12 protein-coding genes are annotated in these 15,764 nt (G+C 70.2%); 2 read left to right on the forward strand and 10 right to left on the reverse strand.

Translation table 11 applies throughout. The features are described 5' to 3' along the window. Position 1: 1 nt before the first annotated feature. The 10 genes from ACFVM3_RS11275 to ACFVM3_RS11320 form a co-directional block, all read right to left on the reverse strand. Entirely contained in the window at positions 2 to 595 is a 594-nt protein-coding gene (locus ACFVM3_RS11275) for a hypothetical protein (protein WP_378437763.1), read from the reverse strand. Positions 596 to 918: 323 nt separating this feature from the next. Further along, on the reverse strand, positions 919 to 1,893 hold the full coding sequence (locus ACFVM3_RS11280; RefSeq protein ID WP_378437764.1) for a C40 family peptidase: 975 nt from the start codon (positions 1,891 to 1,893) through the stop codon (positions 919 to 921). A 71-nt stretch (positions 1,894 to 1,964) separates the two neighbouring features. Next, the gene (locus tag ACFVM3_RS11285; protein WP_378437766.1) at positions 1,965 to 3,044 is read right to left on the reverse strand and encodes a replication-relaxation family protein; all 1,080 of its coding nucleotides are present in this window, start codon (positions 3,042 to 3,044) and stop codon (positions 1,965 to 1,967) included. A gap of 129 nt (positions 3,045 to 3,173) precedes the next feature. Continuing rightward, the gene (locus tag ACFVM3_RS11290; protein WP_378437768.1) at positions 3,174 to 5,741 is read right to left on the reverse strand and encodes a type IV secretory system conjugative DNA transfer family protein; all 2,568 of its coding nucleotides are present in this window, start codon (positions 5,739 to 5,741) and stop codon (positions 3,174 to 3,176) included. A 68-nt stretch (positions 5,742 to 5,809) separates the two neighbouring features. After that, a complete protein-coding gene (locus ACFVM3_RS11295; protein WP_378437770.1) occupies positions 5,810 to 7,780 on the reverse strand; it encodes a VirB4 family type IV secretion system protein in 1,971 nt (656 codons plus the stop codon). Positions 7,781 to 7,786: 6 nt separating this feature from the next. After that, positions 7,787 to 9,025, reverse strand: coding sequence for a PrgI family protein (locus ACFVM3_RS11300; protein WP_378437772.1), 1,239 nt, complete (start codon positions 9,023 to 9,025; stop codon positions 7,787 to 7,789). 13 nt (positions 9,026 to 9,038) lie between these two features. Next, positions 9,039 to 11,276, reverse strand: coding sequence for a hypothetical protein (locus ACFVM3_RS11305; RefSeq protein WP_378437773.1), 2,238 nt, complete (start codon positions 11,274 to 11,276; stop codon positions 9,039 to 9,041). A 153-nt stretch (positions 11,277 to 11,429) separates the two neighbouring features. Further along, positions 11,430 to 11,753: an Mbov_0395 family pilin-like conjugal transfer protein gene (locus tag ACFVM3_RS11310; RefSeq protein ID WP_184901855.1), complete on the reverse strand. Its 324-nt coding sequence runs from the start codon at positions 11,751 to 11,753 to the stop codon at positions 11,430 to 11,432. A 556-nt stretch (positions 11,754 to 12,309) separates the two neighbouring features. Further along, positions 12,310 to 12,855: a hypothetical protein gene (locus ACFVM3_RS11315; RefSeq protein WP_378437775.1), complete on the reverse strand. Its 546-nt coding sequence runs from the start codon at positions 12,853 to 12,855 to the stop codon at positions 12,310 to 12,312. A 708-nt stretch (positions 12,856 to 13,563) separates the two neighbouring features. Next, positions 13,564 to 13,731: a hypothetical protein gene (locus ACFVM3_RS11320; RefSeq protein ID WP_378437777.1), complete on the reverse strand. Its 168-nt coding sequence runs from the start codon at positions 13,729 to 13,731 to the stop codon at positions 13,564 to 13,566. On the opposite strand from ACFVM3_RS11320, the gene ACFVM3_RS11325 reads away from it, so the two are divergent. Then, positions 13,721 to 14,509, forward strand: a complete 789-nt coding sequence (locus ACFVM3_RS11325) for a hypothetical protein (RefSeq protein ID WP_378437778.1) — start codon at positions 13,721 to 13,723, stop codon at positions 14,507 to 14,509. The two genes, ACFVM3_RS11320 and ACFVM3_RS11325, sit on opposite strands and share 11 nt — an antisense overlap. Before the next feature lie 68 nt (positions 14,510 to 14,577). Further along, the gene (locus tag ACFVM3_RS11330) at positions 14,578 to 15,687 is read left to right on the forward strand and encodes a TRM11 family SAM-dependent methyltransferase (protein WP_378437780.1); all 1,110 of its coding nucleotides are present in this window, start codon (positions 14,578 to 14,580) and stop codon (positions 15,685 to 15,687) included. Positions 15,688 to 15,764: the final 77 nt, after the last annotated feature.

Below are 15,764 nucleotides of genomic sequence, written 5' to 3' on the forward strand. Positions count from 1 at the left end.
GTCACCGGTCCAGGTCAGTGGCGAGTTTCGCCAGCGCGGTCTCGATGTTGCGTCGTAACGACGACTGCGCACCGGGATGATCGGTCAGGTACGCCACCATGTGCGGGACGGGGGCCGGGGTGTCGTCGCGTGCCAGCGTGACCAGTGCGTCAGGGTGCCGCTGATACAGCTCGCCGACCGCCGCCGGGGCGACGGGGTACCACAGGTCACGGATCTCGTAGCGGCCGTCGTCCCCGGGACGGATTACGCGCGGCGGTGAACCGTAGGCTTCGCCCCAGGGGCCGCCGTCGTGGATTTTCAGGGCGTCCCCATGCCAGGTGAAGCGGTAGTCGGCGTTGCTGTAGAAGGATTCCAGATGGATCCCGATCCAGCGCGCGACGGTAGGGCGGCACCGCAGTCCGACCTCAGCGTCGTTGTTTAGGTTGTGCAGGGCGGGGAAGCGGGTCTGGTCCTCGATGACGCCCGGTGGTGTCTCGTCGGCGGGGATGATGCCGGGGAATGCCGGTTTGTACGGCATCGCCACCCACACCTCGCCCTCCGGTAACACCGGAAGTGCCGCGGCACAGCCGGGAACGGTTGCGCGTGTTCCGTCCATAAGAGACACATCCTTTGGCGATGCGGTGCGCGATCCGCGCTATGACATGTCCAGGGACGCTCCATACACGTCGGGATGTCAAGCCAGGTATAGGTTTTGACTCGACGCATCCGTGTAATATCACGGGATCGGGAATTTTCGGCGATAGCCTCGGACGGTAACGACGGCGCGCATTTGACATTCGCGACAGGTCAAGCGTGGATGGCGTTATGAACCAGCCGAAAGTAAAGCCACGCGTACGATCCGCCGACCTCGAAGGCTGCTTTGTACTGCGACTTGAGGCACAAGATCCGCGCGGGCAACAGAGCTCGCTTGCAGCGAGATCACTGTGCGGGCCGTGTGGCGCCCGTGTAGTCGTCGCCGGGATGGCGGTAGTCGTCGATTCGCACGACTTGGCCGAAGTCCGGGGCGTTCACCATCTTCCCGGCCCCGATATAGAGTCCGACGTGCCGGATTTTCGAGGGTGTGCCGTAGAAGACGAGGTCGCCCGGCAGGAGTTGCCCGTCGGGTACTCGTGGTCCGGCGTGGTATTGAGTGTGTGCGGTGCGGGGAAGCGAGATTCCGGCCGCGTTGTAGGCGGCCTTGGTCAGGCCTGAGCAGTCGAATCCGCTGTCACCGTTCAACGGACCGTTGCCGCCCCACACATACGGCAACCCTCGTTGCCCGCACGCGTAGTTGATGGCAGTCATCGCGGCGGCGTTCGGCGCCTGGATGTTGTTGCAGTCGCCAGTTCCGGCCGTAGCGGGGGCGGGCTGACAGTGCACCCCGGACACAGCCGCGACGACCGCACGCGCCTTGTCCTCGTGCTGTGCGTAAGCATTGGGAAACCCTGAGCCCTGCACGGTCTGTGCGGCGTCGTTGACGCTCATGCTCTGCCAGTTCGGTGTGGCATTGAGGCGCTCGAAGAACTTTGCCGCCGCGTAGGTCGGTGTGGTGATCTGTTGCGGGGTGCCCCAGCCCATCGAGGGGCGTTGCTGGAAAAGTCCGAGGGAGTCTCGGTCGCCGTAGTGCAGGTTACGGAGCTTGGATTCCTGCATCGCGGCGGCGATCGCGACCACCCAGCCCGGCTCGGGTATCGCCATCTGTCTGCCGACCGCGACGATGGTGGCGGCGTTGCCCATCTGCTCGGCGGTCAGGCCCGTCACCGTGCCGGTCATCGCCCCGTCGGGTGTGCAGATCAGCGAACTCGCGCCGTTGCCGCCGGACAACGAGCTGACGATGCCGGCGACACCGGCGCCGATGAGCAACGGAATGGCGAGGATCACGGCGGCGACGGCGGCCCCGAGTTTGCTTCCCATGGCTGGATCGCGCTCCTTTCACGGCGATAGGTGGCAACGGGACGCGTTGCGGACGAGTTGGCGCTGCCAGGTCAGTTCTCGCCGCGCGCGATCCGGTTCGGCGTTGCCCGCGGTGGGATCGGACTCGGTGGTGGCAGCCGGTACGGCGAGGCCGCCGCGGCGGCCTCGCCGTCACCGTCCTCGGTGCCGGGGCCAGCCGGAGGTTTCAGGCCGGGCCAGGCGTCGGCGAGGTCGGCGAGGCTGTAGCGCGGGCCAGCACGATCGGTGCGGGCCGAGGTCAGTGGTAGCCAGACCGCCTCGGCCGGGCTCGGATGCGGCGAGGCGGGGTCGAGCAGGTCGGCCGCGGCGGTGGCCACCGGCACCGTGCGAGGGGCGTCGAGTCCGGCATGGACGCGGGCCAGGGCGGTGCGGGCACCGGCTTCACGGCGGGTGGTCGGCAGCCACACCAGCACAGGGGTGGCAATACCGGTGGACTCGGCCAGCCGCGCGTATCCGGCCAGCTTGCGGCCGACCTTGGTGAGGGATTCGGTTCCGGTGTCGAATTCGAGGAACCACTCCACCTCCTTCGTGGTGCCGTGGTGGTGGGTGCGCCAGCGGCCGTAGCCGTCGGGGATGACGAGGTCGCCGAAGTGACGGGCGCAGCGGGATTCCGACCACCAGGCCGTCACCGCTTCGTCGGCCTTGGTGTGGCGGGTGCGGGCGATGAGAGAGGTGAAGAAGTCGTTGACGCCGACGGTGTGGGCGAGGCGCTGGTTGTGGGCGATGGCCATGGCGCGGTCGTGCCGGTAGCCGAGTTCCTTGACCTCGAGGCCGTGTTCGGCGGCGAGCACGGCGGCGCCGGCCGGGCCGAGGACGTAGTGCATCGGCGCGGAGCCGAGTTGCTGGAACGGCTGGAAGCGGGAGATCGCACGCCAGAGGTAGAGGTCGAGCACCCGCTGGCGTGCCGACCGCCCTGAGGGGAACGCCGCGTCCTGGATCTGGAAGCTGGTCAGGACCCGGTGCTCGTGCAGCAGGGCCAGGAGCCACTTATCGCGGACCGTGAGACGGGAAGCGAGCATGGCCTGGTGCTCGACCGAGCTGGCGGCGCGGACGGTGTGACGTCCGGGCAAATGATCCCGCAAAGTGTGCTGGCGCGTAGTGGTCGTGATCAACGAACGCTCCCTCGATTGTCAACAGGCTGTGGACAAGTGCTGTGGGCAAACCGACGCTGGCCACGGGCGAGACCAGGGTGTCGGCGGATGTTTCCGTGTGGTGCGAAGGAATCCGCGTCGTGCTGGTTCTTAGGGGCGGGTGCGGCGTGGGTCGGTCCGGGGCGGCCGGGTCGGTGGAACCTGGCGCTCTGCCCGCGTCGCGGTGGTAGCCGCTGGGGTTGTGGCGCGGGGTGTCGTGCCGCTGTCGCCGGTCGTGGTGGTGTGTGCGCGGCGCTGGGCGCGGAGCGCGGCCCGGATTTCGCGGGCCCGCCCGGGAATCGGGTCGGGCAGCGGGGCGGTGGTCATGGTGAAGGGTTCGGTTTCCTCGCCGTGCACGACCAGTCGTGCGGCGGCGTGGTAGACGCCGAGGTGGGACAGGTCGTGTTCCGACAGCCGGGGTGTGGTGTGACGGGCGAGTTCGCGGGCGTCTTCGGGGGAGGAGGAGTAGATGATTTTGTTGCGGGCGTTGGTGGAGAGGCCTTCCTTGAGTTCTCGCGATAGCTGGCCGAGGTGCTGGTGGGCCAGGATGAATCCGTTCCGAAACGCTCGGGCTTCGGCGAGCATGTCTTCCATGGGGTAGGGGAGATGCAGGAAGTTGTGGCATTCGTCGATCACGGTGTGCGCGTCGGGGCGCAGGCGCTGTGGGACGCGGGCGCGGGCGGTGGTGGCCTGCCAGGTGCGCGCCACGACCAGCGACCCGACCAGCCGGGTGGTCTCTTCCCCGAGGGACCCTTTCGGGATGCGCACGAGGCAGATCCCGCCCTCGTCGAGCACCTGCGACATGTCTACTGTGGACCGTCCTCCGGCGATGGCTTCTTTCACGAAGGGGCGCAGCAAGAACGCGCGGAGTTTGTTCATCAGCGGCGAGATCACCTGAGAACGTGAGCTATCGGTGAGTTCGTCGTACCACTCCCAGAACCCGCGCAGCACCGGGTCAGTCAGTCCGCTGGTGATGCGGGACCGGAACGCTTCGCTGGTGAGCAGTTTCGGCAGGTCGGCCAGGGTCGGCACGGCCTCTTGAGCGCGCAAGGTCAGGCAGGCTGCGCGCATGAGGTCGTCGGTGCGCGGTCCCCAGAACGCCGAGTACACGCGGCGGAAGACGGAGACGAGGTTGTCGACCTCACGGTCGGTTTCCCCGCCCTCCAGCGGGTTCAGGACGGGTGGTCGGTGCCGGGAGTCGGCGTCGAACAGCACCACTCTTTCGGCCGCGCTGCGGGGGAGCCGGTTGAGGATGTCGGTGACCAGGTCGCCTTTGGGGTCGATCAGGACGACGCCGCGGCCGTTGTCGATGTCGTCGAGGATGATCTGGCCGAGCAGGGTGGACTTCCCGGAACCGGTCGGTCCGATCAGGTGCAGGTGGTAGCGGCCGTCAGCGAGCCGCAGCCCGACCGGCCGGGCGTGGCCGGTGTCGGACTGTCCCAGGGGCATCACACCCGGTCCGGGGGTCGGGATGCCGGGTGGCGAGGCGACGGCTTTGGCTCCGGCGCGTTCGACGCCGGGAATCTCGGCGTCGGTGGGCAGATGCGCGAGCGCCGCGAGTTCAGGCACGGAGAGCAAATCCCCACGGCCGAGGCGCCGGTCGGCGAGCGCACGGGCGGGCCGGCGGAGGCGGGTGCGGGTGTAGTGGTTGTGGTCGGTGTAGGCGGCGAACGCGGCGGCCAGCGCGTGCGCCCGCCCGCGTGCGGTGTCACGGGCCTGGCGCACCAGGTCGTCGGCCGCGTCGGCGGGGAGGTCGGTGGCCACGGCGTACCGGATTACGGTCTCGTACTGCGAACCGCGCTGTTTACCCACGATCGCCTTGTTCTGTGTCGAATATTCGAGCGACAGCTGTGGATCCTGGCTGATCCGCCGCGAGTCCGAGGTCCGGCGAGCGCGGGTGGCACTGACCCCTGGGGTGATCGCGTCGAGGATCCGGCCCCCGAGCCTTCCCGAGGAGCCGTGGTGGACCCGGCGGGCGGCGCGGCGGGCCTGGGCGACGCGGCGGCCGGTGACCGGGCGGGCGAGGATTTGCACGCAGGCGCGCTCGTCGCGGCCGAGTCCGACCGGTGCGCCGAGCAGCCCGCGGATCGGGTCGGCGTCGAACGCCGTGCGGATGGGAAGGGCCTCGGTACGGGCGAGGCGTAGCTGGCCGCCGACGGTGATCCGCCGGCGCCCGGACTCCAGCGCGGGGAACGGTGAGGTGGCTGGGTTGGTGCGGGTGTGGGCTCCGGGCCAAGCGGCCTCGACCGCCCGTTCCACCAGCGACGGCGGGATGACGCCGGGGACCCAGAACTGCACGGTGACGCCGTGCTCGCCGAACACGTACTCCATCGCCAGATGAGGTTGCCCGGCCCAGAACCGCCGCCAGGCGGGGCGGAGCAGTCCGACGAGGTTGGACCAGACCGCGGCCCCGCCAGCGGGATCGACGGTCGGCGGGGCGAGAACGGTGATCCGGCGAGCATCGGCCAGCAGCGCGGCGTGGCGGCGACTACGCCACCAGCGCCGCACTACGACCGCGCCCGTCAGGGCCACGGCCAGGGCCGGGACGGCGACTGGCCCCCAGGTCAGTGCCCAGTCGCCTACAGTTGCGAGCAGGCGACCGGTGACACCGCCGGGGTCGCGCAGGTAGTCACTCACCCCGTTCTGCGTCACCGGGGATGCTGTGGCGTGGACGGCCATGACTGAACTCCCTTCCGGGAAAACTACTGTGAGACAAGGGAAAGCCGGGTGGCGGCACGAGGCCGGGATCACGCGGTGTCGAGGTCGACCTGTCTTGCGTCGTCGAACCCGTCGTCGATGTCGGCACTGCCGGCCTCGTAGACGGAGCCGGTGGTCTCGGCGGGACCGAGGTCGATGTAGGCCTCAGCGAGGCCGCTGTCGGTGGCATCCGGATCCTGTTCGGCGAACCGGGCCAGTTCGGCGGGATCGGTGGTGATCAAGAAGTTCTCCGTGGGCGAGGCCAGTGACTGGACCGCCACTCGCAGCGTGCCGGAGCTGAGCAGGCCTTGGCCGCGGTCGGCCGACAGCAGGAACCGCCGCTCTCCGACGGAGAGGTCGAAGGCCTCGGCGATCTCGTCGATCGCCTGCGGCGCCGCGCGAAGTAGCACCTGGGTCGCGGCGTTGCTCACGATGGCTTTGCCCAGGTCGCTGCCGAGCAGATCAGCGGCGTCCTGGGTGGCAGTGGTCAGCCCGCACCAGTGTTTGCGGGCGGCTTTGGCCAGGCGCAATAGAAACAGTGCGGCCTCCTGCTGGCGCATGAGGACTCCGGCTTCGTCGACCACGACCAGTCGGGGTCGGCGGTCGGCCGGGTTCGAGACGCGCCGCCAGACGGTGTCGAGCACGAGCAGGGTGCCGATCGTGCGTAGCTCGTCGGGCAGGTCGCGTAGGGAGAACACCACGAGGTGCCCGTCCGGGGTGGTCGTGGTGGGCCCGTCGAAGAGGTCGGCGAACGAGCCGTCGACGTAGGGGTGCAGCCGGGCGGCGAGGTCGGCGGCCATCGCGTGGCCACCGTTGCCGGTGGTGGCGAGCACGTCGCGCAGGTCGCGCAGCAGCGGCGCCGGGCGTGTCCAGGTGCGGGCGTCGCTGGTGATCCCGGCGCGCTGGTAGGTGGCGGTGATCGCGGTGTCGAGCACGGCTCGTTCGGCGGCGGTGACCTCCGCGCCGAACAGCACAGCCAGGACGGTGTGCAGGAATAAGCTGCGCCGCTTGAGGGCGTCCTGTGGCGCGGTCCGGCGTCCGTTCGCGCCGAGGTGCACGGGCAGGTCGAACGGGTTCAGCCGGACTCCGCCCGCGCCGAGGTGGACGTAGGTGCCGCCGACCTGGGAGGCCAGGCGGGCGTATTCGTCTTCGGGGTCGATGACGAATGCCTGGACTCCGTGGGTGGCCCACCCGTTCTCGGTGTCGCCGAGTCGGCGGTAGAGGCTGCGCAGGGTCTCGAGCTTGACGAAGTACGACTTTCCCGCGCCCGAGCGGCCGAGGACGACGGAGTTGTAGTTGTCGCAGGCGAACCGGTCCCAATGGACCAGACCGGAGGAGCCGACGTTGTAGCCGTAGAGGACCCCGGACGGGGCGGAGGTGGTCGGGTCGGTCGGCGGGAGGTCCGGCGAGGTGAACGGGTAGGCGGCGCTGACCGCGGCGGTGTCGAACGTCCTTTTCAGACCGAGCGGGTCGAGTCCGAGTGGCAGGGTGCATACCCAGCCCTGCAAAGCCCGGTAGGTCGCGGGTTTGGCGTCCAGTAGCAGGGACGCGCACAGCGACCGCAGCGCGGAGACTTCCTCGGCGAGGGAGGTTTCGTCCGGGGCGTGCACGGTGAGATACAGCCCGAAGCGGAACAGGCGTCCGTCGCCGCGGGCGATGCTGCGCGAGAGGTCGGCGGCGTCCTCGGCGGCGGCGTCGAGGTCTGGGTCGTCGAGCCGGTCATGCTTTGCGTTGTGGCGGCGGGACGATTCGAGTTTGGCGCGTTGCTTGCGCAGTCCGCTGGCCGCGGTCGCCGGGTCGACGGGCTGGACGTGGACCGAGACGTCCAAGCGGGCGGGGTAGGTCAGCAGCGGGGCGAGCCAGCCGGGGTAGACCTCCTGCGGATAGCCGGTGACGCCGAAGCTCGCGACGAATTCGTTGCCGACCTCGAGGTGCCGGGCGGACACCGACAGCGCGTCCGGGGTAAACGCTCCCGCCGACCCGGACCGTGCCACGGTGCCGTCGTTTTTGTTGCGTGCCATCAGGGTCTACCTGCTTTCGATCTCGTCGTCGTAGTCCCAGTCGTCGTCCTCGGACAGCCACGGGCCCGGTGTCTGCGAGCGACCGGAGCGCGGCGCGACAGTGGATGGACGCGGCGGAGCCGGGTGAGACGCCGCCGCGAGGTCGGCATCGCCGGCGGGGCCGTAGAGGTCGGTGAAGGTGGTGGTGGAGGTGACGACCTCGTCGGCCCCTGCCAGTGCGGCCGAGGGCGGCAGGAAGGTATCGGGGTTACACGCCGCCGCGAGTACGCCGGTCGCGGCGGCGGCGTCGAGCGGGGTGGCCACGATCCCGGCCGGGGTCAGCAGCTCTACGGCCTCGTCCAGTCGGCGCACCAGGCGTTGCTCGGCTGCCTGCCGTACTCCGTTCTCCACCGGTCCGTTGTCGCGGCGGTGGTGTCGCCAGGGCAGCACGCTCGATGTGGCGGCGGGGGCTGGGCCGGTGCGCAGCGGTTCGCGCAACACCAGGAGCACTTGGCGGCGGAGTAGATCCGCCTGAGCGGTGAGCTCTGTGAGGTAGTCCGCGTGGTCCCGCGCGGCCGCTTCCAAGGCGGGGTGCGGGAGACCGCCGGCGTGGGCCCGGAGTTCGGCGATCTGTGGGGCGAGGTCGAGCCGTTCGGCGCGGATGAGGATCTGCACGGGTGCGGTCAGGGAGTGTAGGTAGCGCGCGAAACTGGCGACGAGTGCTTCTTGTTCCCCGGGTGTGCGCAGCGAGAAGTTGACGGTGCTGCACACGGCGATGACCGCGAGCCCATCCGTGCCGAGGTCGACGATCCCGGCGTGCGCGCCGGTGTCGGCGACACCGTGAGCGGGCAGCTCCAACGGTGCCGGGGACACCGGCTCGGTCCCGGCCGGTGACAGCCGCCGTCCGCCACGGCTACGGGCGCGGGGGTCGGAGTGCTGGGCGGTGAGCCAGGCCGGGGCTGCGCGGACGCCTTCGGGCGCGGCGACCCGGTGCCGCGGAGACAGGTGCTGGCGGATCGCGGCGAGCGCGAGGCGGTCCAGAGGCAGCCCGTCTCGCTGCCCGAGAGCCAGCACGGTGGCCGTGATCCCGACCGGGATGGCGACGATGAGGAACACAGGCAGCGGCACGAACCCACGGGTCAGCGAGTACAGGCCGTAGAGCAGGAGGCCGGTGACGCCGAGGATCGCGAGTTGCCGGGCGGTCAGCGGACCGAGCACGCGGTCCGGGCGGTCGACGTCGGCGGGCACACGCACAGGAGAAGTCATGGCGAATCGGTCCTCACTTCGTCTTCGGGCCCCGCCGGGCGGGCAGGTCCAGGGGCAGGCGTAATTGCGTTCCGGCTCGCCGCTTCGGCGGAGGTGAAGCGCTCGCGCCGCTGGCAGGTGGCGGGGGTGTGGGCTGGCGGCGGACGCCGAGGGGAAGCGGGTACTGGCCGGAGGCGAGTGGCCGGTTGCCGGTGTAGGCATCCCGTGCCGGACGACGCGAGGCGCGGGCCGCGCGGTTGATCTGGCCGGACGGGGTGATCAGCCCAGGCCCGGTTTGCCGCGGTGGGCTGGTCGGCGCCGGGTTGGCGAGGTCGTCGGCGAGCGACCGCCGAGGCGTAGCCGGGGGTGCTGGACGCAGGTGGATCGGCAGCATCCCGGCGCTCGGCGCGATCAGCGCGCGGGGAAGATGCGCGGGCGGGCGGGCGTTGCGGTTGACCCGCCCGTCCGAGGTGAGTAACCCGGGCTGGGGCACCGGCGGCATCCCGGCGCCTCGTGCGGCGAGGTCGTCGGCCAGGGACCGGCGTCCGACCCGGTCGGGGTTCCTGCGTGTGGTGATCGGCAGCCCGAGCTGGTCACGGGGCAGCGCGCCGGGCAGGGAGTCCGGTGGGAGCGCCCGCGGGTTCGCCGCGACTTTCTGCTCGTCCCCGGAGCCACTCGTGGTGAACAGGGACAGCTGTCCCTGTTCGGGTTTCCTCCCCGCTCCGGCGGTGGTGTCCGTCATCTCACCCAGACGCGGGGATCGCCCGGGAGCGGGGCGGGTGCGGCGGACCCGTATCGGCAGCATGAACTGGCCCGAACGGGTCGACGGCGGATCCGCGGGTGCGGTGTCGCGTCCGCGCGCACGATGTGCCGGGCCGGGCTTGCGGCCCTTGCCGCCAAAGAGAGAGCCGGCGCCGCCGAGCAGCCCCAGGGTCTTGTAGGCGATCGCGCCGCGCACCAGCGACCCGAGCAGCGAGCGCCGACCATTCCCACGCAGAGGTTGCAGGCACCAGAAGGGGATCTTGACCAAAATCCACATCAGCGCGACGCAGAACAGAAGATTGGTCAGCCCGTTCAGCGTCGGCCCGAAGATGGTGAAACCGCCGGGGGTGAAGAACACCCGCAGCGCCGCACTCAGCGCACCGGCCTGTCCGATCGGGATGATCAGCAGCAGACCGTAGGCCTTCCACCAGAACACGGCGACGCCTTCGGTGTGCGGCAATGCGTGCCACATCAGTACGAACGGCGCGGCGGCGATCAGCAGCATCGTCGCGAGGACCCGCACGATGAACGTCAGCAGAAGAACGACGAGCAGCGCGGCTAGTGCGAGCCCGATGAACAGCAGCCAGCCCTGGCCGCCGTTGAGCGAGCCGAGGATCATGTCGGTCATCGCCTTGGCGGCGGTGTTCGGGTTGACCGCGTCGGTCATCAGCGCCGAGCTGACGGCGTTGGAGATCTCGATGCCCTGGGTCGCCAGGAACAGTGACAGCGTCCCGGCGAGGAACCCGGCCGCGAGCCGGGGCGCGATCTCCTTGATCGTGTAGCGGGTCTGCAGGGTTTCGTAGGCCATCAGGATCAGGCCCGCGATCACGACGATGCTGCCGTAGAAGGCGAGCATCAGGTGCCAGGACTCGGTCCAGGCCTGGCCGATGCCGGGCAGGAGGCTCGGGTCCGGTGTGGACAGCACCGTTTTGCCCAGCAGGTCGAGTAGCGGGTTCAGTGCGCCGATCACCAGGCCGCGGAAGAAGGTGTCGATGGCCTCGGTGACACACGCGACCGGGTCGGTGAACCCGCACTCGCTGTCGTCGTCGCCGTGGTCGCGGGGTACTGGCTGGGGGATGCAGTTCGGTCCGTCGCATGGCTGGCTCGTGGGCGGCTGGGTGGGGAGATTGCCGCACTCGGGCAGCACCGAGCCGGGGAAACACGAAACCGGCGGCGCCGACGGGCCGGGCACCAGCGGCGTACTCGGCGGGCCCGTCGGCGGCGCGGGTCGGGGGGACGACGTCCCCGGCAGAAGGCACGCCGGTTCGGCAGAGCCTGGCACGCAGCTGGGATTGGGTGGCAGCGGCAGTACCGGTGGCTGCGCGGGCGCCAGTGGTGCCGCCGCTGCCACGGGTGCGGGCGTGGGCCCGGGTGCGGCCGAGGCGGTCAGCGCGATTCCGGTGACGGCCGCCAACAGCGGCACCAGCACCGCGAGCGCGCGGGCCCACTGCCGCTGGGGCAGCCAGCGTCCGCGACGGCGCCGGGCGGGTGCTGCCGGTGGTCCGAGCATGAGCCGGTCGCCGCGCCCCGATCTCGTGTCCGTGCCGTCATGGTGAGGACTGGAATCGGCACTTCGGGCGGGGCGCACGGTCGGTGCCGCCGGTCGGCGCAGGGCGGGGTCGCGTGGATGGAAGGACGGTGTGTGGCGTGGGGTGGTCATCGCTCACACCCCGCCCACGATGCCCTTGAGGATCTCGACCACGAGCGGGGCGAGCGCGGCGAGCCCGAAGCCGATGCCGGCGGCTTTGAACGCGCCCTTGGCTTTCTCGATTTCGCCGGGGTCACCCGAGGCCATCAGGTAGCGCAGGCCGCCGATGGTGATGAACACGACCGCGACCCCGGCCAAGATCCCCATGATCCAGTTACGGATGTTGTTGAGGACCTGATCGACGGTCGCCGCGAGCGCGACATAGTGGACGGTGTCCGCCCGCGCGGCCGAGGATGTCAGCAGGACCCCGGCGGCGACCAGCCACCCGAGCAGCAGCACTAGTCGACGACGGGGCACACAGTGACGAAGCCGGGGCCGCGTCGTGGCAGAACGGGCACGGTGGCATGGCCGGTCGGGGGCGGGCATCGTCCGAGGACGCGCCTCGCCTGTGCACACGGCGGTGGCCTGGGTTCCGCGGCGGCGGGATGCGATGCGGCGAACCGGCTGGCGGACGGAGCGGGACAGACGGCGTGGTGTCAGTCGCATGAGTTCACCTCCCGGCTGGTCTGCGCGAGCGCAGTGGAGCCGATACGGCTGGTGCGGAAACGGGGGTCCGCGGGCAGCTGGGTTCCGCGCGAAGCGAGGTCCGATCGCGGGCCGGTTCGCGGCACGGGAAGGTCGGCAAGTCGTGGAAGACCGCGGAGCCAGGCAGGGGTTGATCGCTGTGCCTGGCGGATGCGAGAAAACGATCCGGCAGGGTTGTCTTCGTTTCCAGTCAGGTCGGAAATCAGGCGCTGTTCAGCGCGGCTGCGTACCTTTCGGATCGCCCACCCGGCGCGGCCGAGAGGCCCTCCGGCGTCCTCGATCGGCACGTCGCCGAAGCGGGTGTCCCAGATCAGGGTGGCCTCCTCGAGGGTGATGACACCGTCGCGACGGCGGCCATCAGCAAGGCCTCGGGATGTCCGCCCAGCCGCTGAGGCGGTGCCGAGCGGAAACGAGCGGATCTCGCCGAGAGCTCGTCCAATTCCTCGGTCAGCAGCGGGGCGTCGAGAGCCTCGCGCAAGGCGAGATAGCCATGGCGGAAAGCCGCCCACCGCAGACGCGCGAGGATCGCCGGCCGGTCCAGATCGACCTCGTTCAGCCACTGCAGGAACCCGGTCAAGACGTCGGCGTGGATGTCGTGCTTGTCGCCGCGGAACCCTTTGGTCAAGGCTGTCGCGACGGACAGCAATACGGGCAGCGCCAGCCCGACGCACGCGACCGTCCACGTGCCGCGCTCGGTTCGCGCGCGGGTGATCAGATAGGCCCACGCCGCGTCCCGCACGGCCTGCGTGCACTCCTCGGCCACCAGCACCGCACCCAGCTCATCCAGCGGCACCGGCCGAGCGGGCAGACCCGCGATCTCGGCGCCGTTCACACACACCGGACGCGGGCCGGTCACCAGCCACTCAAAGCAGACAGCCGCGACATCGAACACCCCGCCCTCTATGCCTGTGCCCCGACGGACAGAGCAAGAGCCCGGTTCGGGCTCGACGTTCGATAACGATGAGTCCATGTCGGCCACACTCCCTAAAGGCGAAATAAGGACGCCTCGAAGAAAGCCATAATCGGCGCCTCGAAACCGCCTCCAAGCCGCCTCAAGACCGCTTCGTCGGCGCCTCAAAAGCGCCTCAATGCTCGGAGCCGCGAGCGATGATCAGCGTGCTGCCTGGCGCGAGAATCCCATCGCGAGCCGCCGTCTTCGAAGGAGAAGAAGGGCTTTGAGCTGCACAAGTGAGCTGTTCGGTTCAGGTTTCGCACGGCGGCGCCTCAAGCTTCCCAGCTCGACAGGTGCGCGGTCGGGCAGCGTAATGAACCCTCAGTGCGCAATCAGATTCTGAAAGCGTTGACGCATTCGACGCGCTGCGAGCCGGTTTGGCAAATTAATCTGAAAATTTCCGATACCACATGTCCAAAATCGACGTTTTTTGCGGAGTTAGGGGGTGACAGCGCCACACACCCGAATACGTGGTGGCAACTCGTGCTCGGAGGTCCTGATGTCCCCTCGTCCGCAGTCGCCGGATGGCCGCCCCGGTCGCCGCACAGACTCAACTCGCCCGCCGCGCACCCGGCGCGGTGGCGACCGCGCTCCCTACCCCGGAGCCCGCGTTCACAGCACCACGGCAGGTGCCGGTCGGACCGACAGCACCTCGCGTCCCGAGGACACGCGGACCTCGTCGCGTCGGCGCTCGGCGCCGACTCCGGCGACGGTGTGGACGTGCGGGCCGGACCCGATCGACGCGCACGCGGTGTGGCCGGTTCCGATCGTGGAGTCCATCACGGCGGCGTTCACCGACCCCGGTGCGCACGTCGTCCTGGTAGACCTCGACCCCGCTCCGGCCGCAGCATTGAGCTCCGGTGCGGACGGCTCGGCGACGCCCGGCGAGGCGTCGTTGGTGGCGGCGCGGGAGGCGGTGTGCGCACTCGGCCACACCGCCGACACACTCACCTTCCCCAGCGGCGGCGGCTCCGCCGTGTCGTCGCGCCCGTTCTGGGCTGACCTCGTCACCGAGGCGACCGACCCGTCCGCGGCGCTGGCCGGAACACCGTCAGCCCCGGCGCGCACCGGTGTCCCCGGCAGCGCGGAAGGACCGGAGTCCGAGCGCGGCGCGCGGGCGGATCTCGTGATCGTGTCACTGCCCGCCCACGCCGCCGAGTCGGTGTCGCTGGACAGGCTCGCGCTACAGGCGGCGAACCGTCTGCGCCAGGGCGGCATCCTCGCGGTGTACACGCACAGCGACTGGACGCGGGGTCGGCTGGTCGACCCGACCGGCGCGATCGTCGCCGCCGCGCAGCACGCCGATCTGCTCTACCTGCAGCACATCGTCACGTTGCACACCCCGGTGGAGAAGGGGCGCCTGCGGGCCGCGCCGAGCGCGGCGGTGGCCGCCGAGTACGACCGCGCCCGGCATCGCGCGGCGGTGCGCGGACTGCCCGCACCTCATCTGCGCGCGCATGGCGATGTCCTCGCGTTCGCGCAACCGGCGGATCCCGGCGCACCGCCCTCCGGGACCGGTCCGGCGACCGCCGCGCCCAGCGCTGGAGGTGGCCAGTGACCCCGCACCTGCCGCGCACGGCCGAGCCGTCCCCTGCCACTCCCGCACCAGCGAAAGGCAGCGCCCTCATGTCCCACCAGCACTCCGCAACATCGACCACGACCGGCGCGACCAACTCGACCACCCATAGCAGCGCCGACCCGACCGTGCCGATCTCCCGCGCGCTCATCGACACCCTCGACAACGCCAGTGACACCAGCCCGGCGCAGACGGGCATCGTGACCGGACACGACCCGGCCGGCCCGACCGGTGCGTTCGATGCCGGCGACCTGCCGTTGTCGGTGTGGGCGACCGCGCAAACGTCCCCGGCCTCTCAGCGCAAAGGCCGCTACGTGAGTGCCTCCACCGCACACCCGGCGAAGATGCTCCCGGCCGTGGCCACGCACGCCATCCACGCCTATACCCGCCCCGGGGACCTTGTCTTCGACCCGATGGCCGGATCCGGCACCACGCTCGTGGAGGCGATCGACGCCGGGCGCCGTGCGGTCGGTGTCGAGTACGAACCGCACTGGGTCAGCGTCGCCCAAGCGAACCTCGACCTGGCCCGGGAACGCGGCCACGACCACGACGCCGAGATCGTGCACGGCGACGCCCGGCAGCTGCCGTCCCTGCTGCCCGAGAAGTACCGGGGACAGGTCGCGCTCGTGATCACCTCCCCGCCGTATGGGCCGTCCACGCACGGGCAGGTCGTCACCGCCAGCACCGACTCCGACGACGGGAAGGTCCACAAGTATCACCACCGCTACGGCAGCGCACTGGATCGCGGGAACCTCGCCAACGTCGGCCATCACCGGCTGCTGGCCGGCTTCACCCGCATCCTCACCGGCTGCGCGGCCGTGCTGCGGCCAGGCGGGCGCATCGCGATCACCGCGCGCCCGTGGCGCGAGCATTCGGAGCTCATTGATCTGCCCTCGCAGATCATCGCCTGTGGCCAGGCCGCAGGGCTGGTGCCGGTTGAACGCTGCGTCGCCCTGCTGGCCCGCGTCGCCGACCGCGAGCTGGTCGCCCGCGGCTCGTTCTTCCAGCGCGACTTCATCCGCAAACAGCGTGAGCAGGGCCTGCCCTTGCACCTGATCGCGCACGAGGACGTCATCGTCCTGGCCAAGCCCCTCACGGCCAGCGGCACGTCGGCCTCGTCGGCCGACTGGGACACGAGTCGTGAGCGGTGGGCGTCGTGAGCACGCGGGTGCACTGCCGGGACTGCGGCTGGGACGTGCACTTCCGGCATCCCGCCACAGCCCGGCGGGCCGCCACC

The organism is Amycolatopsis sp. NPDC057786 (genome assembly GCF_042797905.1).
Taxonomy (GTDB): Bacteria; Actinomycetota; Actinomycetes; order Mycobacteriales; family Pseudonocardiaceae; genus Amycolatopsis.